This is a genomic window from Actinomycetota bacterium (genome assembly GCA_036280995.1).
Classification (GTDB): domain Bacteria; phylum Actinomycetota; class CALGFH01; order CALGFH01; family CALGFH01; genus CALGFH01.
Window position 1 is genome coordinate 1 of record DASUPQ010000550.1, and the last position, 22,687, is coordinate 22,687.

Sequence of the window (22,687 nt, forward strand, 5' to 3'; positions counted from 1 at the left end):
CGAACCGCTCATAGGCGTGGTTGTGGCCGCTGACGATCAGGTCGACCTCGCGGAGCTCCATCGTCCACCAGGGAGCCCGCATGGCCTTCTTGCCCCCCCAGGCGGGTGAACCGACCTGGAGGGCGCCCGACGCACCCGGGCTCGTCTGCTTGGCGATTCGCTTCGCCATCCTCGGCGCAGGGCGGCGGGCGTATAGACTTCCGGCAGCATCGGGCCTGCGGACGAGCGCGGGGGCGGTTTGGTCGAGCCTGTCGATGGAGCGAGCGGCGGCGAGCTCGCGGAGGTGGTCCGCGGCTTCAGGAGCCACCCTGGCCTGCTCGGCAAGGCGCGGATCGCCATGGTGACCGACATTCTCGGGCCAACGGACTGGGATCGGGGCCCTGGGGACGACGCGGCGGTGCTCCCGCAGCACGACGGTCGGCAGGCGCTCGTCGCCGGTGAGGCCATGTGGCCGCCGTTCGTGGAGCGCGACCCGTTCGGCGCCGGGATCGCCGCGGTGCTGGCCAACGTCAACGACGTGGCGGCGATGGGCGGACGGCCGGAGGCCTTGGTGGACACCATCGTCGCGGACGAGTCCTCGGCTCGTTCGGCACTGGAGGGGCTGCGGTTCGGTGCCGAGCTCTACCGCGTGCCCGTGGTCGGAGGTCACCTCACGATCCGCTCCGGTCCGCCCGCGCTCTCGGCGTTCGTCTTCGGGACGGCGCGGCGGCCGCTCCGCGCCTTGGATGCGGCGCCCGGCCAGGCCCTGCTCTTCTGCGCCTGCCTGGACGGCCGGTTGCGGGAGGACTTCCCCTTCTTCTCCTCGATCCGCGAGCGCGGCGCGGCGCTCGCCGACGACGTGCGGCTGCTCGCCGACCTGGCGGAGGCAGATCACTGCCGGGCGGCCAAGGACGTCAGTATGGCGGGAGTCCTCGGGTCGCTGGCGATGTTGCTGGAGCCGACCCGATGCGGCGTCCTGGTCGACCTCGACGCCCTGCCACGACCGCCGGGCGTGTCGCTCACCGACTGGGTGGGCGCCTTCCCGTCGTTGGGCTTCCTGCTTTGCGCGCTTCCCTCGGAGGTGTCGACCTGCCGCGCCGCCTTCAGTGCGAGGGGGCTGGCGTGCGAGCAGATCGGGCTGCTCGACGCCTCCGGCGCCCTGCGCGCCAGGCTCGGCGGGCAGGAGGAACTGCTGATCGACCTTCGCCAGGAGCCGGTCACAGGCCTACTCGGACCACGGGGTCAAGCGGCCAGGCGCTAGCCCGGTGCGGTGGTCATCGACCTTCGATCTTGCGACCAATTCTGGAGGTCGATGGCCATCTGCTGGTGCGGCCGCCCCACATAGAGGGCGGGATCCCCGACGCGATACCAGCCCAGGCGCTCGAAGAACGCCACGTTCGCGGGCTGGATCTGCGCCACCATCACGACCCCGCCGAGCCTCGATGCGGTCCCGACCGCGAACCGCACCAGGGGCGCGCCGATGCCGTGGCTTCGGAACGGCGCCAGCACGGCGAGGCGGTCGCCCTTCCACCAGCCCGGCTGGGCCAGCGGGTAGAGACGGACGGCACCGGCCGCCTCTCCGGCCCAGAAGCCCAGGACGTGCAGGGTCGTGGGCTCCCGATCGTGCTCGTCGGCATCCGAGACGCCGAACAGGTGCTGCTCGTCGACGAAGACGGCGCGGCGGATGGCCATGTGGAGCGCCCGCTCCGCCGCATCGGCGACGACCCTGCAGCCCGCCCCGTCGGGCAAGGCCGCCAGCTCAGTGGAGCTGAAGGACCGGTAGGGTGCGGCGGTTCGCTCCATGCGGCCTCCCCTCAAACGCGGACATCGCCGAGCAGGCGTTGCACCGGGCGCAGCCCGCCTTCACCCGCGCCGATTCCAGCCCGCTCAGGAGCACCTGGGGCGCGACCCGGCGGTACACCGACTGGATGTAGCCGGGGTCGGGCGGGAGCGCCGACTCCAGCAGGCTCCCGGCGCTGGGCCGCAGCGGCACCACGAAGGGGTAGACCCCCAGGTCCACAGCCCGCTTGCAGGCCTCCACCGTGACCTCGGGGTCCTCGCCCATGCCGAGGATCACGTAGGTGGTCACCTGTCCGCGACCGAACACCTCGACCGCCCGCTCCCAGGCCCGGAAGTAGCCCTCCACGCCGGTCCTGCCCTTGGCCGGCGCGACCTCGTCGAGGACCCGCTGGTCGAAGGACTCCACGTGCATCCCGACGGTGTCCACCCCCAGGTCGCGGAGGGTCTCGAACACCGAGTAGTCGTCGGGTGGCTCGAACTGCGCCTGGACAGGCAGGCCCGTCGCCTGCTTGACCGCATGCGCGCACCTGCCGACGTACAGCGCCCCCTTGTCCGGCCCGCGGGTGGTCCCGGTGGTGAGGGTGACGTCGACCGCGCCGTCGAGCTCCTTGGCCGCCAGGGCAACCTCGGCGAGCTGCTCGGGCTTCTTCACGGCGATGGTCCGGCCGCCCTCCAGCGACGTCTCGATCGCGCAGAACTGGCACTGGTCGGCGTTCCCCCAGTAGATGCAGGTCTGGATCACGGTGCTGGCCAGTGAGTCCAGATGGAGCAGCGCGATCTTCCAGTACGGGGTGCCGTCGGCGGTCTGGAGGTCGTAGAACCTCGGCCTCGCCGGCAGCGCGGCGCTCGCCAGTCGCCGGCCGTCGCGGTACACGCCCCAGCCGTCGCGCTGGTCGCGCTGCAGCACGTACGGGGAACTGGAAGCGAACCCGCTGACGTGCGGGAACGTCACCGGAGTGCCCTCGATCCAGATCATGCCGGCGTCGGCGGGGCCCGCTCCCCCGCGGCGACCCTCCTCCATCGGCGCCTCGACCCGCAGCCCGAGGCTCTGCACCTCGGCGATCAGCGGCCCAAGCTCCGCACTGGAGCGGGTGCTACCACTTGTGTCCATAGAGCGCCTCGAAGTTCTGGTAGAGGATGCGGTCCTTGAGCTCCTTGCCGACGGGCTGGCCGGCGATCTTGTAGTACTCGCCCCAGAAGTCGCTCCACGGCTCGTCGGAGGCGAACAGCACGCGGTCGTGACCGACACCGCGCCGCTCGATCTCGGTGAGGAGCCAGCGGACCCCGAACCCGACCGCCCAGGTGACATCCGTATAGACCTTGTAGCCCTGCTCGACCCAGTCCAGGAAGCGCGGCACCAGGCGGATGTGGCCGCTGACGCCGCCGCCGAAGTGGACCAGGTAGAGCTTGACCCGTTTGCCGTAGCGCTCCACCAGGGGGATGAAGTTGTTGAGGTCCGAGGCGCCCCCCGGGCTGGTGTGGAAGTGGAACACCAGGTCGTGCTCCTCGGCGGCCCGGAAGCAGGCCTCGGCGATCTCCCTGGTCTCGTCGTCCCAGCTCTCCGGGTTGGGGTTGCCGCCCAGCAGGAACGTGGTCTTGAGGGCCACGATGCCCTGCTCACCGGCGTGCTTGAGGGCCTGGAGGGTCATCTCCTTGTTCTGCGGGAGGAACGACACCCATAGCCCCCCACGGAGACGGTCGGAGGACGTGACGGAGTCCAGCACAAGGTCGTTCAGGGAGAACGGCTGCTCCTGCACAGGGATGCCGTAGTTGGAAAGCACCAGCGCGCGCTCGACGCCGAGCTCGTCCATGTGCTGGAGGTAGCTCTGGGTGGTCGGGAACTCGTAGACGGTCGGTTTCACCGGCTCGGCGAGGTCGTAGAACTTCCAGGCGGCCATCTCGCCGATGTGGCTGTGGCCGTCGATGGTCCGGCTGGACACGCGCTCCTGGTTCATCTGTCGCCCTCCACAGCTCGATCCGGATGCCCGTGCGACGTCGGCCCGGTCTCACATGCCCGGCGCAGGGCCGCGATGGCCCGCTCCCAGGCCGCCGGGTCGTCGAAGGTTCGCGGCGTGGCGACCGGCTCCTCGTCCCTGGCCAGCTCGCCGCTGACCGGGTCCAGCCGGGCGGCTTCGACCCCGTACCGAGACTGGTAGGTATCAGGATCGAGCTCGACGAAGGAGTGGATCGCCACGCCGGTGGGGACGTGCAGCTCGACCCGGGAGGACACGGCACCGGCGAAGGGATCCGGCACCTGCCCGCCGGGCGGCTCCTGCAGCACGACCCACCGCTCCCCCTTCGCCGTCGCCTCCTGGACCCGCGCGGCGACGGCGCCGCGGGCGGCGGCGGCCTTGACCTCCCGGTACCGGAGTGCGAAAGCCGCCCCTGCCGCCACCTCCAGGTCGAGTCCCCCGGTGGGGATCCCGCAGCGGGCGGCGGTTCGGGCCGCCCGGGGCACGGCCTCGCCGAACGCGGCGGCCAGCACCTCAGGGGTCGACAGGTCCCCGAGGTCGTCCGTCATCGCCCGGACAAGCGCCAGGTATCGCTCGTACAGGTCCGGCCGCGCCATCACGACCGGATACAGGTGACGCTCGGCGAGGTTCCAGCGCTCGACCAGCTCGACAGGCGCTTGGCTCATGGTGGGCACGCGGCGCCGGCTAGATGTTCCAGGTGTTGAGGACGAACGCCCCTTCCTTCCAGGCGGTCAGCGCGGCGTCCAGGACGTCGCGCGGGTGAATGGGCTTGACGCCCTTCAGCATGTCGGACTCGCGCATGCCGTACAGGGCCGCGGCCGAGAAGCGGCAGGCGTAGACCTTGCCCCCCTCGTCCATGAACGTCTGGAGCTGCCGGTTGTAGTTCATGTTTCCGGGGAAGGCCTCGTCGCCGACCTTCGGGAACCCGCGAGTCGCGGATGCGATCAGCGAGCCGGGACCGAACAGGACGATGTTGGTATCGAAGCCCTTGCGGCGGATCCGCGTGGCGGTCAGGAGGTTGACCACCGACACGGAGCTCTCGAACGGGATGCTGTGGATGAAGATCCACGCCCTCTGGCCGGGCTCCGCCTGGTGGTCCTCGAAGACCTTGTCCTCGTAGTCCACGATTGCCTGACCCGCGTCGACGCGCTCGTCCACGAACTGTGCCATGACCGAATCCTCTCTAACTGTGGCCCACACACTCGTGCGGGCTCCCTCCTGAGGCCTCGCCGACAGATCCTGGTCCTCACCTCGCAGCGGCCGGGGGCGGTCCTCGGCGTTGCCAGGACCGTCGATGGCTCCCCGGCATGCCGATGATGACGGCGTGACGCAGCCGCCATGGAAGTCTCCGGTAGACAGGCACGAACAGGCGCTTCCAGAGCAGCGGCTGGAGACCTCGCCGGCCCACCGGACCTGGCCGGCCCAGGTAGCGCCGTGCCAGGTCGGCCTGTGCGGCCTCGAGCAGGTACATCTCGGAGTTGCGCCGAACCCATTCGAAGAATCGCACGGTCAGCTCCTCGCGTCGCCGAGACCATTCTGCGCCGCCAGCGCGATCGGTTCGTTCAGCGCCCCGATGGCGGGCGAGTACACATTCTCCATCCAGGCGAGCTCTTCGAGTGTCACGCCCTTTCTGGCCGCCATGGCGAGGAAGTCGCACCGCTCCTTGATGCCCTCGCCGCCGACGAGCTGGGCGCCGATCAGGCGCAGCGTGCGCGGCTCCGCCAGCAGCTTCACGCGGATCTTCCTGAAGTCGGGGTAGTAGCGGGCGCGGGAGATGCCCTCGGCCACCCCTGTGACGAAGGGGACCCCGAGCGCGCTGGCGATGGTCTCCCCGAACGACACGCCGCCGATCATCCACTTGCCGCCCACCATGCCCCAGGGCACGTAGACCGGCTGGTAGCTGCGCGACCTGCCGGCGGCGCCGGCGCCGGCGACCTTGCCCTGGGCGTAGGCGTGGCTGCCGGACAGGCCCTGGACAGGGATGTTCGTACCCCCCTGGGGGACCTCGACGCAGTCGCCCGCGGCGAACACCCCGGACGCCGAGGTGGCCATGTGCTGGTCGACGATGATGCCGCCGGTGGAGCCGATCTTGATGCCCGCCTGGCGGGCCAGCCGGTTGTTGGGAAGCTTCCTGGTTCCCATCACCACCATGTCGACCGGAACGTCGCCGGCGGAGGTCTTGACCGCTCGTACGCTTCCCGTGCCCAGGAGCGCCTCGACGCGCGTGTTGAAGTGGAGCTTGACGCCCATCTCGCGCCAGGAGTCCTCCACCGGCTGCATGATGTCCGGGTCGGCGATGTCGGCCATGGCCCACGGGCGCGGGTCGACGAGGTGCGTCTCGATGCCCCGGTGGGCCAGGGCCGTGGCCATCTCCACGCCGATCGGCTGCGCCTCCACCACCGCGGCGACCTTGGTTCGCTCGAGGATCTCGTCCCAGCGCATCGCCTCGCGGATGTCACGGACGTAGTAGATGCCCTCCAGGTCGATGCCAGGGATGGCGGGCCGCTCGTACTCGAAGCCGGTGGCGATCACCAGGCTGTCGAACGGCTCGTCGTCCCCGCCCTCCACACTGAGCCTACGCGCTTCGAGGTCGATGGACCCTACCCGCGTCCCGTAGCGGATGTCGTAGCCGAGCTGCTGGTAGTACTCCCGGCCCTGAAGGATGAGGCGGTCGAAGGTGTCGATCTCCCGCCCGTGGACGTAGGGGATGCCGCACGGGCTGTAGGCCACGTCCTGCTGGTCCGTGAAGACGATCACGTGCGCGTCGGCGTCCACCTGCTTGGCGGCGCCCGCCGCGCCCATCCCGGCGGCGCTCCCGCCGATGACCGCGATTCGCCTGACCATGAGACCTCCCCGGCGTCGAGGATTCATCATCGTACAGCTTCATCCTCTATAATGCAGGTCGGGAATCGTAGCATTTGGGGGACTCAAGCTCGCCAAGGGCGCACCAGGAGTACGTGGATGACCGTGCAGTTGGACGAGGCGCTCGCCGCCATCGGGGCCAAGGTCCGGCAGCTCCGCAAGCAGGAGAACCTCTCGCTGGAGGAGCTGTCGCAGCGGGCTGGTGTCTCGGCCACCGCGATTCACAAGCTCGAGCGCAACGGCATGGTGCCGACCATCGCAACGCTGATGAAGCTTGCCATGGCGTTCGACCGTCCGGTGAGCTACTTCGTTGACGAGGACGGTGTACCACCCTCGGTCTCGCTCGTGAAGGCGGGCGAGGGCAGGCCGGTGCTGACGTCCAAACGGGGCCTGCGGCTCCGGGGGGTCAGCGGCCCCTACGGCTCGTTCCATCTGGCCGGGGCGCTGGCAGAGGTGGAGCCGGGGGCCGACAGCGGCCCCAAGGAGATGGAGCACCCGGGCGAGGAGCTCGTCTACCTGCTGGAGGGCACCCTCGTCTTCCGGGTCGGCGGCGAGGAGCTCACCCTCCGGCCCGGCGACGCCCTGCAGTTCCGGACCGACCGTCCCCACCGGTGGCGCAACCCGGGTGACCAGCCCGCCCGCGCGTTGTGGATGACAACGCGCCCAACGTGAGGCGGGTGCCCGGCGAAGGTCGAGGAGCCACGTCGAGCAGATGAGCACCGTAGTGATCGCCGTCGGGGGCAACGCCGTCCTCACCGAAGGCGAGCGAGGGACCTATCAGCAGCAGCTCGCCAACATGGCGGCCCTGGCGCCGCTGGTGTCGGACCTGGCCCGGGACGGCCATCGGGTGGTCCTCACCCACGGCAACGGTCCCCAGGTCGGCAACCTCGCCATCCAGCAGGAGGAGGGCGCGGGCCTGGTGCCGCCGCAGCCGCTGTTCGTCCTGGGGGCGATGACCCAGGGGCAGGTTGGCCATCTGATCACGGCGGCGCTCTGCGGCGGCCGGGTCCCAGGTCAGCGGCCCGTGGCCACGATCGTCACCCACGCACTGGTCGATCGCTCCGATCCGGCGTTCCAGCGGCCGACAAAGCCCATCGGCCCGTTCTACCTCCGGCAGGAGGCGGAGCGACTCACACGGGAGCGGCACTGGCACATGATCGAGGATGCCGGCCGTGGCTGGCGTCGAGTGGTGCCGTCCCCCGAGCCACAGGGCCTTCTCGAGGCCGACGCCATCCGGGCACTGCTCGAGGCCGGGTTCGTGGTCGTGGCGGCGGGCGGGGGCGGGATCCCGGTGGCCCGGGAGGGGGCTGGGATCCGCGGCGTGGACGCGGTGATCGACAAGGATCTCTCGGCCCAGCGGCTGGCATCGGCGCTGGGCGCGGACATCCTGGTGCTGCTCACCGGCGTCGACCAGGTGTGGCTCGGCTGGGGCACGGCGCGCCAGCGGGCAATCGCCACCATGACCGTCTACGAGGCCGAGAAGCATCTTGCCGACGGGGAGTTCCCGCGCGGCAGCATGGGCCCGAAGGTCACGGCCGCCATCCGCTTCGTCCGGTCCGGAGGTCAGCGGGTGGTCATCACCTCCCCCACCCGTGTCCTGGACGGGCTGGCGGGGAGGGCTGGGACCAGCGTCGTCCCCGGGCGGGTCCCGGCGGGTGCGGAGCGACCAAGGTGACCGCGCTGCGTATCCGGACGCGTGGTGACACCTACGTGGACTCGGTGCAGCTCATGGCGGCCACCCGGACCATGCTCGAGCGGCCGGGCGTGGGCTGGGCGGCGGCGGTGATGGGGACGCCGGCGAACCTCGCCGAGCTCGCCGACCAGGGCTTCGGGACCGACCAGCTGCGAGGCGTCGGCGCGAACGACCTGGCCCTCGCGGTCCGGGCGGGGAACGAGCGGGAGGCCGGGGCAGCACTGGAGGCCGGGATGAGCGCGCTGGTCCCGGCGGCGCCCGCGCCGGCCGGGCGTGTGGAGCGGGCGCCGCGGACGCTGGAGGAGGCGGTCGCCGCCATGGGCGGCGCGAACGTCGCGCTGGTCTCCGTCCCGGGCCCGTTCGCCGCCCTGGAGGCGCACAAGGCCCTGTCCGCCGGCCTGCATGTCCTGGTGTTCAGCGACAACGTGCCGCTGGCCGACGAGGTGGAGCTCAAGGCCAGGGCGGAGCGGCTCGGCCTGCTGGTGATGGGGCCCGGCGCCGGCACCGGGGTGCTCGGTGGCGTCGGCCTGGGATTCGCGAACGTGCTGCGACGGGGACCGGTCGGCGTGGTCGCCGCCGCCGGAACCGGGGCGCAGGAGGTCATGACGCTGTTGGACCGCTGGGGCCCCGGCGTGTCCTCGGTCGTCGGGGTGGGCGGCCGCGACCTCCATGGGGAGGTCGGCGCGCGCATGACGCGCCTGGCGGTGCGGGCGCTGGAGGCGGACCCGGCGACCGAGGTGCTGGTGCTGGTGTCCAAGCCGCCGGCTCGGGCGGTCGCGCAGTCCCTCCTGGCCGACCTCGGGGGCAAGCCGACGGTCGCCGCGCTGGTCGGGCTGCGGGAGCCGCTGCCCGCTCCGCGGCAGGTTCGGCTGGTGGGGACCCTGGAGGAGGCTGCCGCGGCGGCGGTGGGGCTGCTCGGCGCGCCCGCGCCTCGACCCGGTGAGGGGTTGGCCGAGCCGGTGCGGCGGGCCGCTGCCGGGCTCGATCCACAGCGGCTGGCGGTCCGGGGCCTGTTCTCCGGAGGCACCCTGTGCTACGAGGCCATGGTCCTGCTCAGCCGGCAGCTCGGCCCCGTGTACTCGAACGTCCCGCTGCGGCCAGAGTGGGCCACGCCGGCCCCGGGCGGTGCGCACGTCTGCCTCGACCTCGGCGAGGAGGAGTTCACCCGGGGCCGGCCCCACCCGATGCTCGACCCGGCGGCGCGAGTCGAGCACATCCGGCGGGAGGCGGACGATCCCTCGACCGCCGTGGTCCTCCTCGACGTCGTGCTCGGCCACGGCTCGCACCCGGACCCGGCGGCGGTCCTGGCGCCCGCCTGTGCCGACGCCACGGGCCGACCCGGCGGGCCGGTGGTGGTGGCCTACGTTCTCGGTACCGACGCCGACCCGCAGGGGCTCGCCGACCAGCGCGGCCGGCTCGCGGAGGCCGGCTGCCTGCTCGCCCCGACGGGGGCCCGGGCCGCCCTGATGTCCGCCGCACTCAGTCGCCGGCAGCCCACCGTCGCCGAGGCGCGCCGCCAATGACGGGGCTCGGGCCCACCCGCCCCCGGGTCGCGATGCTGACCTACTCCACCAAGCCGAGGGGCGGGGTGGTGCACACCCTCCACCTGGCGGAGAGCCTGCACGACCTCGGCCACCAGGTGCACGTGTTCGCGCTCGGCGACCCCGAGGCCGGCTTCTTCCGGCCCCTGCGGGCGCCACACACGATCCTGCCCGGCCCCGGCCGGGACGGCAGCCTGGAGGAGCGGGTGGCGGCCTCGATGGAGATGCTCGTCGCCGGCCTGTCAGCGCGGTTGCGTGGCCGGTTCGACCTGGTCCACGCCCAGGACTGCATCGCCGCGCGGGCCGGGGTGGCGGTTGCGGGACCGGACGGCCTCCCGGTCATCCGCACCGTCCACCACGTCGACGACTTCGTCACCCAGGCCCTGGTGGAATGCCAGCGCCACTCGATCCTCGACCCGGACCACGTCCTGGTAGTGAGCCGGGACTGGCAGCGACGCCTGCGTGAGGAGTTCGGCGTGGACGCCCAGGTGGTCACCAACGGCGTGGACGGCCCGCGGTTCGCGCGGCCCTCGTCGGCCGACGGCTCCGACCTCAGAGCGCGGATCGGCGCCAGGGGCCGTTTCCTGTTCCTGACGGTGGGCGGCATCGAGCCCCGCAAGGGCAGCATGGAGCTGGTGGAGGCGCTCGCCAAGGTCAGGACCGTGGTCAGCCCGCCGCCCGTGCTCGCGGTGGTTGGTGGCCACTCCTTCCAGGACCACGAGGCCTACCGGCAGCGGGTGCGGGACCGGGCGGCCGAGCTCGGCGTCCCCGTCGGCGAGGCGGTCGTGGTGCTCGGGACCGTTCCCGATGAGGAGCTGCCCCGCTGGTATCACACGGCCGACGCGTTCGTGTTCCCCTCCCACAAGGAAGGCTGGGGCCTGGCCCTGCTCGAGGCGCTCGCGGCCGGCCTGGCGACCGTCACCACCGACATCCCCGTGTTCCGGGAGTTCCTCGGCGAGCAGGACGCGCTGCTGGCGCCGGTCGGAGACGCCGGCGCGCTTGGCGACGTCATGGTCCGCGTGGCGTCAGATCCCGAGCTGCGGAACCGGCTCGGGCGCCGCGGCCCGAGGGTGGCCGGACGGTTCACCTGGCGGCGCTGCGCCCAGCAGCACGCCGCGATCTACCGCCGGCTCGCCTCCTGACCGAGGCGTTCGTCCAGCGCGAGCAGGGCCTGCTCGAAGCAGGCGAGCGGGGCGCTGGCCACGCCGGCGCCCACCTGGCCGCTGCCGGCGGACCGATGCAGGATCCCGGTGTTGATCGACGGGGTGATCCCGGTCTCGACGACCTTGCGGAGGTCCACGGCCACGGGCGACCCGAGCTGGTCGAGGAAGGGCAGCTTGAACCGCGCGCTGCGGGCGAGGCAGATGCGTCCCATCGTCTCGGTCGCGGCAACCGCCTTGGCCATGCCGCCGCCCAGGAACGCCGCGACCGCCGGAGAGGCCGCCGCCGCCGCCCCACCCAGGCCCACCAGCTCCAGCACCGCACTGTCGCCGATGTCGGGTGCGCCGTCCGCCGGTCCGTAGCCGGCGTGGAACAGGGCCTGCTCCACCGCCGGGGCGGGCGCCACAAACCAGCGTCGCCCCGTCGCGGCCAGGCGCACACCGAAGGTCGTGCCGTTACGGGCCATCCCGGTCACCACGCTGGCGCCGGCGACCTCGCTGGCCCAGTCGGTCAGGGTCTTGGCGGCCGCCATCACCAGGTTGAGGAAGAACAGGTGGTTCTCGGAGAGGAAGCGGGCCACCGGCACCAGGGCCGGCCCGCCGACCTCGGCCAGGTGCGGGAGCAGATGGCGGATGAGCAGGTTCGTGGAGGCCTGGGTGCGCATATGGCCGTCGTCGCCCATCTGCAGACCCTGGCCGGCCAGCGACAGCACATCGACCGGCCCGCATCGGCGCACCGTGGCGGCGAGCATCGGGCCGGCGACGTCGCGGAGGAAGCGGAGCCGGTCGACCGCCTCCGGTGCGTCCACTCCATACCACGGTGTCCTGCCGGGACCCTGGTTGAGGCCGGAGAAGGCGCGGTTGGAGCCCGAGCGGTTCTCCACGACGAAGACGGGTGCGGAGGGGCCGACGGCGCTGGCCATCGGGACCACTGCATGGTGGTCGTTGGCCGGTTCGAGCTCCACCCCTTCCGCGGCGACCAGGGCCTCGGCGTCCTGGAGGCTCGCCGCCCAGCCCTCGGCCATGACGGCTGCCAGGACGGAGCGTCGAAGCGGATCGCAGAACTGCTCCCACGAAAGCGGCGGACCGGGGTGCAGGATCGTCCGCTGGCCCATCGCAGGCACGAAATCGGTGGCCGGCCCGACCTCCACCAGTACCGGGACCCCCTCGTCCAGGCGGCGTACCGCCTCGCGGTTTGCCTGGTCGACCCGCTCGGCGTGGCGTCCGCAGAGTCGGGTCAGCGCCACGACGAGGCGGTCCTGCCCTCCCGCCGGGATGCGCCAGTCGACGTCCACCGCCTCCGCCCCCTGGGCCCGGATCGCCTCACCGAACAGCGGGAGGCCGACGTTCACCGCCCGCACGTGCTCGGGCAGGGGAGCCGACAACGGCCCCGGAGGAGCTGGGGAGCTAGACTCAAGTGCCATGCTGGAGATCACTGCCTCCTGGGAGGGCGGATACCGGTGCAGAGTCCCGATCCGGGGCTTCGACGTGCTGGTGGACGAGCCGACCACGGTCGGCGGCACCGACACCGGTCCCACGCCGACAGAGCTGCTGCTGGCCTCGCTCGGCGCATGCTTCACGCTGGCCGTGGCGCACGTGGCGCGCAAGCGCGGGCGGGAGCTGCCCGACCTGCGCCTGCGCGTCCGGGGCGAGTACCGGGGCGCCGGCTTCGACCGCATCATCGTGGAGGCGACGTCCAGCGAGCCCGAACTGGTGCGGTCCGTGCTCGACCAGGCGATCCGAACCAGCTACGTCTCCAACACGATCCGGGGGCGGCCCGAGATCGAGTACCGGGTGGAGCCCGCGGTGGCTAGCCACGGCGAGGGGCCACCTCCTCCGCGGCGCTGACCAGCGCCGCCTCGGCGTCGTGGAGGGCGCCGAGCGCCTTGGCGCCCCGGTCGCGGATCGCCGCGGCCGCCGCGGCCTGGTCGGCGGCCATGCGCCGCACGACCTCCGGGGCGGCTCCGCCCAGGGAGGTCCTGGTGAGAACGATCGCCCTCGGGTCCAGCACCTCAGACAGGTCCCGGCCGGCGAGGCCCAGGCCGCGGCCGATCGTCCCGGTGGCCGCCTCGTCGAGCATCGCACCGGTGAGATCGACACCACGTAGGCCCTGGCGGCTCGCCTGGCGGACGGCCGCGCCGACCAGCACGTACGCGCTGCGGTAGTCGATCCCGCAAGACTGCATGACGTACTCCGCCAGGTCGGTGGCCTGGGAGAAGCCCGCGCACAGCGTCTCCCACATCCGCTCCGGGTGCACCCGGAGGGTGGAGACCACGCCGGTCATGAGCCGGGTCACCTTGCCGGCCAGCTCCAGGGACCGAGGCACCTCGCCGTAGGCGAAGATCAGGTTGTCGCTGCGGGCCGATGGGGTCTTCACCACCCCGAGGAACCCGGAGAGTCGCCCCAGGAGGACGCCGGCCGCGCCCCGCACGATGGACAGCGCGTAGGGGTTGCGCTTCTGTGGCATGAGCACGCTCGCGCGCGTGTAGGGGCCGGCCAGCGAGACGAAGTCGAACTCCCGGCTGTCCCAGATCTCCAGGTCCTCGGCCAGCTTGCTGAGCGTCGAGGCCAGGCTGGCGCCGGTCGCGAGCAGGTCGACGAACCCGTCGGTCTGCCACATCGCGTCGCGGGTGTGGTCGATGACTCCCTCGAAGCCCAGCAGCCTCGCCGTCCGCTCTCGCGACAGTGCCAGGCGGCTGCCGTTGACGCAGCCCGCCCCGGCCGGGCTCCGGTTGACCCAGTCGAAGCCGTCGCGCAGGCGCTCGGCGTCGCGCAGCGCGGGATAGGCGAAGGCGAGCACGTAGTGCCCGAACGTCGACGGCTGCGCCTGCTGCAGGTAGGTCTGGTCGGGCATGAACGTCTCGGCGGTGGCCTCCGCCAGGGTCGCCACCGCAGCCGCGAACCCCGCGGCGTCGCGCATCAGCTCGAGGGCCATGCGCCGCAGGCAGATGCGCAATGCGATCCGCCCGGCCTCGCGCCGCGGTCGGCCGGCGTGCAGCCAGCCGGCGTCCGGCCCGAGGCGCTCCACGAAGAACCGCTCCCGCGAGTTGTAGGCGTCGCCGTAGCGGGGGTCGTAGGGAAAGCGCTCGGCCGGCCACCCGGACACCTCCAGGAGCAGGCCGAGGAGCCGCCCGGCGGCGTCGGCCGGGATCACCCGCTGGTCCCGCAGCGCCAGCACGTGCGCCAGGTCCGCCAGGTTGAGGCCGGCATGGAGCATCGGGGCGTCCGCGACCTCCAGGGCGAAGCCGGCCTCGATCAGCTCCGGCGCCGGGGCCGACTCGGAGAACCCCTCTTCAACGTTGCCGGTCACCGCACCTCCTCACGATCGACTGCAGGGCCACCGGCATCCCGCCCGTGTGGACGAACACCGCGGGGCCCGACCGTCCGGTCCCGACGGTGTCGGCCAGCACGGCCATCGCCTTGGCGGTGAACACCGGGTCGAGCAGCAGCCCCTCGGTCGCGGCGGCCAGGCCGGCGGCCGCGTCGCCGTCCGCCGATGGCAGGCCGTACCCCGGCCCGCGGGCGTCCACCAGCTCCACGTCCTGCTCCTCTGGCGCGGGGAACCCGAGCAGGGCGGCACATCCGCAGGCAAGCCGGAGCACCCGGTCACGGCACTCGGCCGGGGGCCGGCTCACGGTGGCGCCGACCACCCGCCAGCGGCGGCCGGCGGCCACGGTCCCGGCCACGAGACCGGCCTGGGTCCCGCACGAGCCGGTCGCCACCAGCACCACCTCGGGGTCGGTGCCCAGCTCCGCGAGCTGCCCGACCAGCTCGTCGACGGCCAACGCGTAGCCGACCGCGCCGAGCGGGGTCGCGCCGCCGCGCGGGATGACGTATGGCCGGCGGCCGGCGGCCCGCAGCCGCTCGGCGCGGTCGGCGAGCGCGTCGTCCACCGAGGATCGGTCGGGGTCGCCGGTGAACGCCACGCTCGCGCCGGAACGCCTGGCCAGCTCTAGGTTCAGGCGGGGCTGCCGTGGCTCGTCCCCGTAGAGCACCAGCTCGCAGGCGAGCCCGGCGACCCGGGCGGCCGCCGCGGCCGCCTGGCAGTGGTTGGAGTCCGGGCCACCCCCGGTGAGCAGCACGTCGCATCTTGTGGCCAGGGCGTCCCCGAGCAGGTACTCGAGCTTCCTGGCCTTGTTGCCGCCCAGCGCGAACCCGGTGAGGTCGTCCCGCTTGACCAGGATCGGAGGACCTGCCAGGGCGGCGGACAGGCGCACGGCCGGCTGCAGGGGCGTGGGCAGCACCGCCAGCGGGTACCGCGCGGGTCCGCTCACGGCCATGACTCGGGTTCGGTGGCGCGCCGCTCCCGTGCCCGCCGGACCACCTCGTCGACCATGGCACCCGCCGCCCCGGTCCGCGGCCGCTCCAGGAGCGAGCGGAGCTCGCCGGGCGTGATCTCGCGGGCGATCTCTGATCCGGCGGCCGCCGCTTCGAGGGAGCGGCCCTGCCGGCGGGCCTCGTCGAGCACCCGCTGGAGCAGGTCCTGCGCCCGGTGCTTGCCCACCCGAGGGGCCAGCGCCGCCAGCAGCGCCTCCGACGCGGCGAAGCCCCCGTGGGCCGAGAGATTGCCCGCCATCCGCCGCTCGTCGACCTCCAGCCCCTCGAGCAGCCGCTTGGCCAGGTCGAGCGCGGTCACGGTGAACTGGCAGGCTTCGGGGAAGGCCACCCATTCGGCCTTCCATCCGCGGCCGTCGCGCTCGTGCTCCTGCACCATGCCCTCCAGCGTCGTCCCGGCCGCGGCACGGACCAGGCGCCACAGGGTGACGAGATGCTCGGCGGTCTCGGGGTTGCGCTTGTGCGGCATGGTGATGCTGCCGACGGCGCCCGGCCTGGAGGCCTCGCGCAGCTCGCCGATCTCGGATCGCTGGAGCTGGTACACCTCGTTGCCGATCCGCGCGAGCGTCCCGCTGACAAGAGCGAGGAGGGTGGTGAACTCGGCGAGCCGGTCGCGGGAGGTGGTCCAGCTCATCCCAGGGTCGACCAGGCCGAGCCGCTCGCAGAACCGGCGGCGGAGCTGCGGTCCGGCCTCGCCGAAGAAGGCCAGTGTCCCGACGCCGCCGGCGAGCTGCCCGACCAGCCACCGGGAGGCGCCCTGGCCCAGCCGCTCGAGGTGACGGCCGATCTCGTCCGCCCACGACGCGGCCTTGAGCCCAGAGGTGATCGGCGAGCCCCCTTGGCCGTGGGTGCGGCCGGCCATCGGGGTGTGCCGGTGGCGCTCGGCCAGCCCGAGCAGCAGCCCCTCGACGGTGCGGAGGTCACGCCAGAGGATCGACCCCACGGACCGCATCGCCAGCGCCGTCCAGGTATCGGTCAGGTCCTGCACCGTGGCGCCGTAGTAGACCCACTCCGCCGCCGACGCCGGCAGGATCCGCTGCAGCCCGCGGATCAGCCCGAGCGTCGAATGGCCGGTGCGGCGCGTCTCGGAGGCCACGAAGGACAGGTCGAGCCGATCTGCCACGGCCCCGGTCCGGATCGCCTGGGCGGCTTCGGCTGGCACGATGCCCAGCTCGGCCTGCGCATCGGCCAGGGCCACCAGGATGGCCAGCCAGGAACGCAGCCGGGCAGACTCATCGAGGATCGCCCTGGCCTCCTCGGTGCCCCACAGGTGCCGGTACAGGGTGGAGTCGATCACGACGGCGCCCAGGTCGGCTCGACCGCGGCGACCATGGTCTCGATGCCGGCTCGCACCTCAGCCAGGGTCGCGCCCCAGGGCACCCGCACCACCAGGCCGTCCCGCTCGATCCTGTCCTCGAGCTGGCAGCACTTGGTCAGCACGGGACCGCCGCCGGGGATGACCAGTTCGTGTGGGCACATCTCCAGGTACGGCGGGTCGTCCCCGTAGAAGTGGCGGTGGATCTCCCGGGAGCGCTCGCAGCCGACCAGCACCCAGTCCCGCCGTGGCGGCCGCTCGTCGAGGTAGAAGACCTCACTGCCCTCGGGCGCGGCGCCCGAGCCGCGGCACGGGTAGAGATACCGGCGGGAGGGGCGCTGCCGGGCCAACGCCACGATGTCGACGACCTCCGGCACGAGCTGGACCGGCGGCAGATCCTCGGCCACCTCCAGCACGCGCCGCGCCTGGTCGAGCAGCTTGGGGGGATGCGGCGGCGCAACCTCAACGACCCGCAGTCGGATCGGCTCGGCATCGAGGATGAAGCTCACGTGCTCGTACCGGCCCTGGACGATGACGCAGCGCGCGTCCGGGGCGGCCGCGAGGGCTTCCCGGCAGATCTGCGTGGGCACGCCGGCATCCACCTCCGGGCTGGTGAGCCAGGCGGACTCGTCGGGGCCGGCCAGCACCTCGACGTCCGTGATCGGTGAGAACAGCGGCTCCTCCGAAGCCTTCGCGACCTTGAGCAGCGCGACGCCATCCCGGCCGCGGACGACGATGTAACGCGTCCGCCGGTACGCCTCGCGGCCAAGAAAGCGCTCCCTCAGCCGCTCCGCGACCAGCGGCAGGTCCACGCTGGTGACAGCCACCTCGCGGTACCTCGACGGCATCAGGTTGGCCACCCGGCTCACCACCCCACCCCCATGACCCCCCTGTCTCCCGGCTCACGCGTCGGCCGTGGCATCCTTCACGCTCCCCGGGGCGGCCATGGCGATGGTGTCGGCTCGAAGGCCGAGGCGAAGGGCCTCCACGGCGAACACCTCGTTGTGGGTGACGTTGCCGAGGTTGACGTTGGCGCCGAAGCGCCGGATCAGCCAGGCCTGCTGCTCCTTCCGCGGGGCCTCGAAGACGACCCGCGAGAGCCCCACGGCCTCCGCCACGAACTCGACCACCTCGGTGCGGATCCGGCCATCGTCCTCGTACAGACCCACGGTCCCCGATTCACGACCCTCGGCCAGCGCCCAGGTGGCGCCCGCGTCGAGGTCGCCGCACATCTCCTCGGCCCACGCCTTCCCGGACACCTCGGCCGTCGGTGATTTGGACCCGACCTCGGCGATCACGAGAAACCTGCGGGCCGCTACGGAGACGAGCCGCCGTTTCTCCGACAGCGGCATCGCGACCGCCCCGTTCGACACCTCGACGCAGGGGAACCCCATCTCCACCGCCCACGCGAGACACTGCTCGGCAACGCCAGCGGCCCAGGCGGCCTCGAGCAAGGTTCCTCCGACGCAGGCCCGAACACCCGCGCTCTGCAGAATCGCGACCTTCTCGCCGACGTCTGGCTCAAGGTAGGCGGTCCCCCAGCCCAACTTCCAGATGTCGATCAGGGGCCCCGCCCGGTCGACCAGCACGCGCACGTCCGGAGGGGCCATCCCCTTGTCGAGGACGTGGGTGAGCCCAACCGAACGCGGCTTGGCGGTCCGGTCTGGAACGGGGAGGAAGTCGGGTCGCATCGCGTTCTCTATTGTAAAGGCGCATGGATAGTAGTGAAACCGAGGGCGGTTCGGGCGCTGAGCGCCTCGACAGGCGCGACGAACTCCTCCGCAATGCAACAGTTGCCCGCCCGCGTTCGGAGGCCGAGCGGCCGGTGGCCAGGCAGTCGGCGATCACGCCACACGGGCGCCGCTGCTCCAGCTCGTCCGGGGCACCCTCAAAGATCCAGACGCCATGTTCGTCAACATGCACTGACCGCGCCTGCATAGAACTCCCCATACCCCTTGGCCCGCTGCTGGGAGCTTCTCCCGAAGCCACACCGCCGACGGTCCATTAGCGTCGGTCGTGCCGATAACGAGCAGGAGGGCGATGTTGAACAGGCAGCACGATGTGGAGAAGCACGACCGGCGTCCCGCGGCGGTGCAGCGCGCGTGGCGCCGACGCCCTGCTAGCGGCCAGACGGATCGGTGGCGACACCGCCGCCCCGCTCAAGGCCGAGGCGCGCCGACGTATCGGGGGTCGGCCAGTTCTTCGGGCACATCGCCTACGCCAGCCTGGCGGCGAGGCTGAGCAGCAGAATGGCGAGCGGAGAGAATCGTGAACAGGCAGTCCAGCACCGTGCGCAGAGCCAGGACGAACGAACTGCAACAACTCGCCGCACTCTTGGCAGCGGCCTTCTGCGACGACCCTGTATGGGGCCCCTACTTCTTCCCGGATCAGCGCCGCCGCCCGGAGGGGCTCACCCGGTTCTTTGCGGGGGAGCTGCGGCAGTTCATGCCCCACCAGCAGGTCTGGACGATCGAGGATCTGGCCGGGGTGACGGTGTGGGCGCCACCTGGACACTGGCAGGTGCCGCCACCCGAGTTGCTGCGCCGGGCACCATCGATCGCAAAGGCATTCGGCCGTGGACTGCCACGCGTGCTTCGGGCCACGGCCATGGTCGAGAAGCAGCATCCCGGCGCCCCCCACTACTACCTGCCGTACATCGGCGTTGCGCCCGCCCGGCAGGGCAACGGTCTTGGCACCGCGCTGCTGCGGCCGGTGCTCGACCGCTGCGACACCGAAGGCGCGCCGGCGTATCTGGAGGCGACCAACCAGCGCAACCTGCCGCTCTACCGCCGCCAGGGGTTCGAGGTGCGAGAGGAGCTTGACCTGCCGAACGGGCCTCGCCTGTGGACGATGTGGCGAGAGCCCGGCGGCGGATAGCGGGCCCGTCGGTGGGGATGGCAGCTGGGAAGTCAGCCAGGCGCCAATGGCAGGTCGAGGGGCGACCGTCGCTGGCCCAAGAGGGTCTTCAGCGTGCGTTGCCGATCCTTGTGCCGGCAAGCGCCCACGACAGGAGGAGGCAGGTGGCCAGCATGCTGCAGTTCGACGCTGAGGCCTCGCGCAGGGTCGAGGCGACCTATATGACCCCGGATGTCGTCGAGCAGCGCCAGGCGGTGCTGGGGGCGCTGGGGCTGGGTCCAGGCGAGCGCGTCATCGACATCGGCACCGGTCCCGGGCTGCTGGCGGCCGAGATCGCGGCCGCGGTCGGCCCCGACGGGCTGGTCTGCGGGATCGACATCAGCGACAGCATGCTCGCGCTGGCCCGGGCCCGGACCACCCAGCCCAACAGCGCCCCAATCGAGCTCCGCCAGGCCGGCGCGGACCGGCTGCCCTATGCCCAGGCGAGCTTCGACGTCGCCGTGGCCACCCAGGTGCTGGAGTACGTCAAGGACGGGCCGGGCGCGCTGGCCGAGATCGCCCGGGTGCTGCGCCCCGGCGGCCGGGTGCTGGTGCTGGACACCGACTGGGACTCGATCGTCTGGCACTCCAGCGACGAGGAGCGCATGGCCCGGATGCTGGCTGCCTGGGAGCAGCACCTGGTCGACCCGCATCTGCCCCGCAGGTTACGGGGATGGCTGGAGCGCGCCGGCTTGCAGGTGGCGCCACCCCAGGTCGTGCCGCTCTGCAACGTCGGCTTCGACCCAGCCACCTACAGCGCGGGGCTGCTGGACCTCGTGGCCGGCTTCGTCGTCGGCCGCGACGGGCTGACCGCCGAGGAGGTCCAGGCGTGGGCGGCCGACCTGCGGTCGCTGGGCACCGACGCCTTCTTCAGCCTCAACCGCTACCTGTTCTGCGCGACCAAGGCGGGCTGAGCGGCGGTCGGCTGGATCGTGGCCAGGAACACCTCGACCGCCTGGAGGACCGCGGCCGGCCGGAAATGACGGGAGAGCAAGCAAAGCAATCGCTGTAGGTGTGCCGTTCTTGCTGCTCAAGTCCAGTGTGTCGTCCGGCTGATACCGTGCCTGCCCAGCGGAGTGGCGCGTGGTGGAATGACCAGCAGGACGACCGCCGGCGCTCCTTCGGCCACGACCGGCACCCCCGCCATCGGAGGAGCTCATGGAACGAGTCACCGGTATCGGCGGCATGTTCTTTCGCGCCCGTGATCCCGACGCGCTCGCCCGCTGGTACGCCGAGCACCTGGGGATCGACAACCAGCTGAAGGGTGGTGACACGCTCTGGTGGCAGGAGCGTGGCCCCACGGTGTTCGCGCCGTTCCCTGCCGACACCGACTACTTCGGCCGCCCCGAACAGGCGTGGATGCTCAACCTCCGGGTCCGCGACCTGGACGCCATGGTGGCCCAGCTCCGCGCGGCCGGGGTCGCGATCGACAGCCAGGAGACGGAGGAAGGCGCCGGCCGGTTCGCCTGGCTGGCCGACCCCGAAGGCAACCGGGTCGAGTTGTGGGAGCCAGCCCCGGATGTGCTGCAGCCCCGCTGACCGCGACCGAACTAAAACGGCTGAGACCAGATCCGTAGGCTGGTGCTCAGCCTCTACCGGGTGCTGAAGCGTGCTGGCTGCGCAGCTCAGGTCAGAAGTCGAGTCCATCGGTGACCAGCGATTCCATCTGGCGACGTCTGGTGAGCTGCCATCCGGACCAGCCACCCGAGCGGGCGGAGCATCCTGCACGGCAGCGCCGCGGTCGACTGGGAGACTGCAGCCTTTGTTCACGTTGGGCCTGGTATCACGGACCAAGCACGTCACCAAGCGGAGCCGCCGATGGCCGTCCTCGCCCTGGTCCTGATCGCCGTCTGGCTGCTGCTGGTGGCTGGCCTGCGCACCCTCATCCAGGTCCGGCGCACCGGTGAGGCCAGCGCCTCCCGTCTTCGGGACCGACCCGGGTCCCCGCAGTGGTGGGCCCGGCTGCTGTCGGGGGTTGGCTTCGCCTGCGTCGTGGCTGCCCCCCTGGCCGAGCTTGCCGGCCTGGACCCGATCCCCCTCCTGGACCGGACCCCGGTCCGGGTCGCCGGCGCCGTGCTGGCCGTCCTGGGCATCGCCGCCACCTTGGCCGCGCAGCTGGCCATGGGTAGCTCCTGGCGCCCCGACGTGGATCCCGCCGCCCGCACCGCCCTGGTCACCAGCGGGCCGTTCCGGCTGGTCCGCAACCCGATCTTCACCGCCACGGCCGCCACCGCCATCGGCCTGGCCCTGCTGGTTCCCAACCTGCTTGCGGCGGCCATGCTGGTCGCGTTCCTTGCTGCCCTTGAGCTCCAGGTCCGCCTGGTTGAGGAGCCCTACCTGCACCGCGTGCACGGAAACGCCTATGCGAAGTACGCCGCACGGACAGGACGCTTCCTGCCCAGGATCGGGCGTCACCGCCCTGGCACATGGTCGGCGTAGGCTCCGCCCCTCATCGAGGTCCTGGCTGAGCTGCGCCGCTTCCTATCCCCGTCGATGGACGGCCGAGGTCGTGCCGCCCACGATCTATCTGCCGGCTGGGCACACTTCCGCGACGAAGCGGCGCGGTCCTCGCTGTTGGCTGGCGGTTCGGGAACCGCGATTGTCCGGCGGCGCGTCCCAGCATGGCGATCATTGCCAAGGTCGACGCCGAAGGAATGACCAGCATGGCCGGCAAGGCAACAACGACTGACGCTGCAGGCCTCTGAGCTGGGCTTTTGGCGCCCCTGGCAGGACTCGAACCTGCACCTTACGGATTAGAAGTGCGACACGGCCCGTCCGACTGGTGACGCTCTGAAGCATCGCCGCAGGTCGGATCGGGATCACCGTCTGACCAGTGGCATCGCGGGCGGCTCCGTGACTAACAACCGGATTGCCACAGGGATTGCCAGCGAGGGCGGCTGGCCCCCGCCGCTACTCCAGGTAGTCGCGGACTAGGACCGCCTGAGCGCTGTGCAAGCCGCAGGCCACCCAGGCCACGAGCGAGCATCGGGGCCGCAATATCCTGGAGTGAGAACCGACCGGCAGTCTCTAGTGTCTTGAGTTAGAGATTGGTTGTGGAAGTAGTAGGCTCGGGGCATGAGCGAGGTGCGACAGTCCAAGCGCCGTCGAGGACGACCCACGGTGCAGATCACCTT

22 protein-coding genes are annotated in these 22,687 nt (G+C 71.8%); 10 read left to right on the forward strand and 12 right to left on the reverse strand.

Annotation, left to right across the window (positions count from 1 at the left end):
* Nucleotides 1–337 precede the first annotated feature (337 nt).
* Nucleotides 338–1,240 (forward strand): AIR synthase related protein, encoded by a 903-nt coding sequence (locus VF468_18460; GenBank protein ID HEX5880273.1) that lies wholly within the window; start codon nucleotides 338–340, stop codon nucleotides 1,238–1,240.
* On the opposite strand, the gene VF468_18465 is transcribed toward VF468_18460, so the two are convergent.
* The 6 genes from VF468_18465 to VF468_18490 all read right to left on the reverse strand — a co-directional run bounded on the left by VF468_18465 (nucleotide 1,237) and on the right by VF468_18490 (nucleotide 6,596).
* The gene (locus tag VF468_18465; GenBank protein ID HEX5880274.1) at nucleotides 1,237–1,782 is read right to left on the reverse strand and encodes an MSMEG_0567/Sll0786 family nitrogen starvation N-acetyltransferase; all 546 of its coding nucleotides are present in this window, start codon (nucleotides 1,780–1,782) and stop codon (nucleotides 1,237–1,239) included. The genes VF468_18460 and VF468_18465 overlap by 4 nt on opposite strands.
* A complete protein-coding gene (locus VF468_18470; GenBank protein ID HEX5880275.1) occupies nucleotides 1,739–2,890 on the reverse strand; it encodes an MSMEG_0568 family radical SAM protein in 1,152 nt (383 codons plus the stop codon). The genes VF468_18465 and VF468_18470 overlap by 44 nt, the downstream gene beginning before the upstream one ends.
* On the reverse strand, nucleotides 2,874–3,734 hold the full coding sequence (locus VF468_18475; GenBank protein HEX5880276.1) for an amidohydrolase family protein: 861 nt from the start codon (nucleotides 3,732–3,734) through the stop codon (nucleotides 2,874–2,876). The genes VF468_18470 and VF468_18475 overlap by 17 nt, the downstream gene beginning before the upstream one ends.
* On the reverse strand, nucleotides 3,731–4,417 hold the full coding sequence (locus VF468_18480) for a hypothetical protein (GenBank protein HEX5880277.1): 687 nt from the start codon (nucleotides 4,415–4,417) through the stop codon (nucleotides 3,731–3,733). The genes VF468_18475 and VF468_18480 overlap by 4 nt, the downstream gene beginning before the upstream one ends.
* 19 nt (nucleotides 4,418–4,436) lie before the next feature.
* Complete coding sequence (locus VF468_18485; protein HEX5880278.1) at nucleotides 4,437–4,922, reverse strand: MSMEG_0572/Sll0783 family nitrogen starvation response protein; 486 nt, start codon at nucleotides 4,920–4,922, stop codon at nucleotides 4,437–4,439.
* A gap of 339 nt (nucleotides 4,923–5,261) precedes the next feature.
* Complete coding sequence (locus VF468_18490) at nucleotides 5,262–6,596, reverse strand: FAD-dependent oxidoreductase (protein HEX5880279.1); 1,335 nt, start codon at nucleotides 6,594–6,596, stop codon at nucleotides 5,262–5,264.
* Between the two features lie 117 nt (nucleotides 6,597–6,713).
* Here VF468_18490 and VF468_18495 point away from each other — a divergent pair, with 117 nt between their 5' ends.
* From VF468_18495 to VF468_18510, 4 genes are read left to right on the forward strand one after another with little or no spacing between them, the layout of a single operon-like run.
* Nucleotides 6,714–7,286: a cupin domain-containing protein gene (locus tag VF468_18495; GenBank protein HEX5880280.1), complete on the forward strand. Its 573-nt coding sequence runs from the start codon at nucleotides 6,714–6,716 to the stop codon at nucleotides 7,284–7,286.
* A gap of 40 nt (nucleotides 7,287–7,326) precedes the next feature.
* Nucleotides 7,327–8,289, forward strand: coding sequence for a carbamate kinase (gene arcC / locus VF468_18500; GenBank protein HEX5880281.1), 963 nt, complete (start codon nucleotides 7,327–7,329; stop codon nucleotides 8,287–8,289).
* Nucleotides 8,286–9,830 (forward strand): protein FdrA, encoded by a 1,545-nt coding sequence (locus VF468_18505; GenBank protein HEX5880282.1) that lies wholly within the window; start codon nucleotides 8,286–8,288, stop codon nucleotides 9,828–9,830. The genes arcC and VF468_18505 overlap by 4 nt, the downstream gene beginning before the upstream one ends.
* Complete coding sequence (locus tag VF468_18510; GenBank protein HEX5880283.1) at nucleotides 9,827–10,990, forward strand: MSMEG_0565 family glycosyltransferase; 1,164 nt, start codon at nucleotides 9,827–9,829, stop codon at nucleotides 10,988–10,990. The genes VF468_18505 and VF468_18510 overlap by 4 nt, the downstream gene beginning before the upstream one ends.
* Here the strand turns inward: VF468_18510 and VF468_18515 are convergent.
* A complete protein-coding gene (locus VF468_18515; protein HEX5880284.1) occupies nucleotides 10,969–12,393 on the reverse strand; it encodes a DUF1116 domain-containing protein in 1,425 nt (474 codons plus the stop codon). The two genes, VF468_18510 and VF468_18515, sit on opposite strands and share 22 nt — an antisense overlap.
* 37 nt (nucleotides 12,394–12,430) lie before the next feature.
* On the opposite strand from VF468_18515, the gene VF468_18520 reads away from it, so the two are divergent.
* Complete coding sequence (locus VF468_18520; GenBank protein ID HEX5880285.1) at nucleotides 12,431–12,856, forward strand: OsmC family protein; 426 nt, start codon at nucleotides 12,431–12,433, stop codon at nucleotides 12,854–12,856.
* Here the strand turns inward: VF468_18520 and VF468_18525 are convergent.
* The 5 genes from VF468_18525 to VF468_18545 are packed head-to-tail and all read right to left on the reverse strand — an operon-like array spanning nucleotide 12,819 to nucleotide 18,349.
* Nucleotides 12,819–14,318, reverse strand: coding sequence for an argininosuccinate lyase (locus VF468_18525; protein ID HEX5880286.1), 1,500 nt, complete (start codon nucleotides 14,316–14,318; stop codon nucleotides 12,819–12,821). The two genes, VF468_18520 and VF468_18525, sit on opposite strands and share 38 nt — an antisense overlap.
* Entirely contained in the window at nucleotides 14,302–15,282 is a 981-nt protein-coding gene (locus VF468_18530; GenBank protein HEX5880287.1) for a pyridoxal-phosphate dependent enzyme, read from the reverse strand. The genes VF468_18525 and VF468_18530 overlap by 17 nt, the downstream gene beginning before the upstream one ends.
* Nucleotides 15,279–16,640: an adenylosuccinate lyase family protein gene (locus tag VF468_18535; protein HEX5880288.1), complete on the reverse strand. Its 1,362-nt coding sequence runs from the start codon at nucleotides 16,638–16,640 to the stop codon at nucleotides 15,279–15,281. Before VF468_18535 ends, VF468_18530 begins: the two co-directional genes overlap by 4 nt.
* Entirely contained in the window at nucleotides 16,637–17,527 is an 891-nt protein-coding gene (locus VF468_18540) for a hypothetical protein (GenBank protein HEX5880289.1), read from the reverse strand. Before VF468_18540 ends, VF468_18535 begins: the two co-directional genes overlap by 4 nt.
* 33 nt (nucleotides 17,528–17,560) lie before the next feature.
* Nucleotides 17,561–18,349 carry a phosphosulfolactate synthase gene (locus VF468_18545; GenBank protein HEX5880290.1) on the reverse strand — a complete coding sequence of 263 codons (789 nt, stop codon included), beginning with the start codon at nucleotides 18,347–18,349 and terminating at the stop codon, nucleotides 17,561–17,563.
* Between the two features lie 577 nt (nucleotides 18,350–18,926).
* On the opposite strand from VF468_18545, the gene VF468_18550 reads away from it, so the two are divergent.
* From VF468_18550 to VF468_18565, 4 genes are all read left to right on the forward strand, one after another.
* Nucleotides 18,927–19,535 carry a GNAT family N-acetyltransferase gene (locus VF468_18550; GenBank protein ID HEX5880291.1) on the forward strand — a complete coding sequence of 203 codons (609 nt, stop codon included), beginning with the start codon at nucleotides 18,927–18,929 and terminating at the stop codon, nucleotides 19,533–19,535.
* A 152-nt stretch (nucleotides 19,536–19,687) separates the two neighbouring features.
* On the forward strand, nucleotides 19,688–20,467 hold the full coding sequence (locus VF468_18555; GenBank protein HEX5880292.1) for a methyltransferase domain-containing protein: 780 nt from the start codon (nucleotides 19,688–19,690) through the stop codon (nucleotides 20,465–20,467).
* Between the two features lie 244 nt (nucleotides 20,468–20,711).
* Nucleotides 20,712–21,092 (forward strand): VOC family protein, encoded by a 381-nt coding sequence (locus VF468_18560; GenBank protein ID HEX5880293.1) that lies wholly within the window; start codon nucleotides 20,712–20,714, stop codon nucleotides 21,090–21,092.
* Between the two features lie 279 nt (nucleotides 21,093–21,371).
* Nucleotides 21,372–21,992, forward strand: coding sequence for an isoprenylcysteine carboxylmethyltransferase family protein (locus VF468_18565; GenBank protein HEX5880294.1), 621 nt, complete (start codon nucleotides 21,372–21,374; stop codon nucleotides 21,990–21,992).
* Nucleotides 21,993–22,687 lie beyond the last annotated feature (695 nt).

Excerpts from the sequence above, each read along its gene's own strand:
- VF468_18565 (HEX5880294.1), top strand. The coding sequence starts at position 21,372 with ATGGCCGTCCTCGCCCTGGTCCTGATCGCCGTCTGGCTGCTGCTGGTG.
- VF468_18555 (HEX5880292.1), top strand. The coding sequence starts at position 19,688 with ATGCTGCAGTTCGACGCTGAGGCCTCGCGCAGGGTCGAGGCGACCTAT.
- VF468_18465 (HEX5880274.1), bottom strand. The coding sequence starts at position 1,782 with ATGGAGCGAACCGCCGCACCCTACCGGTCCTTCAGCTCCACTGAGCTG.
- VF468_18470 (HEX5880275.1), bottom strand. The coding sequence starts at position 2,890 with ATGGACACAAGTGGTAGCACCCGCTCCAGTGCGGAGCTTGGGCCGCTG.
- VF468_18475 (HEX5880276.1), bottom strand. The coding sequence starts at position 3,734 with ATGAACCAGGAGCGCGTGTCCAGCCGGACCATCGACGGCCACAGCCAC.
- VF468_18460 (HEX5880273.1), top strand. The coding sequence starts at position 338 with ATGGTGACCGACATTCTCGGGCCAACGGACTGGGATCGGGGCCCTGGG.
- VF468_18495 (HEX5880280.1), top strand. The coding sequence starts at position 6,714 with ATGACCGTGCAGTTGGACGAGGCGCTCGCCGCCATCGGGGCCAAGGTC.
- VF468_18510 (HEX5880283.1), top strand. The coding sequence starts at position 9,827 with ATGACGGGGCTCGGGCCCACCCGCCCCCGGGTCGCGATGCTGACCTAC.
- VF468_18520 (HEX5880285.1), top strand. The coding sequence starts at position 12,431 with ATGCTGGAGATCACTGCCTCCTGGGAGGGCGGATACCGGTGCAGAGTC.
- VF468_18490 (HEX5880279.1), bottom strand. The coding sequence starts at position 6,596 with ATGGTCAGGCGAATCGCGGTCATCGGCGGGAGCGCCGCCGGGATGGGC.
- VF468_18545 (HEX5880290.1), bottom strand. The coding sequence starts at position 18,349 with ATGCGACCCGACTTCCTCCCCGTTCCAGACCGGACCGCCAAGCCGCGT.
- VF468_18480 (HEX5880277.1), bottom strand. The coding sequence starts at position 4,417 with ATGAGCCAAGCGCCTGTCGAGCTGGTCGAGCGCTGGAACCTCGCCGAG.
- VF468_18560 (HEX5880293.1), top strand. The coding sequence starts at position 20,712 with ATGGAACGAGTCACCGGTATCGGCGGCATGTTCTTTCGCGCCCGTGAT.
- arcC (HEX5880281.1), top strand. The coding sequence starts at position 7,327 with ATGAGCACCGTAGTGATCGCCGTCGGGGGCAACGCCGTCCTCACCGAA.
- VF468_18485 (HEX5880278.1), bottom strand. The coding sequence starts at position 4,922 with ATGGCACAGTTCGTGGACGAGCGCGTCGACGCGGGTCAGGCAATCGTG.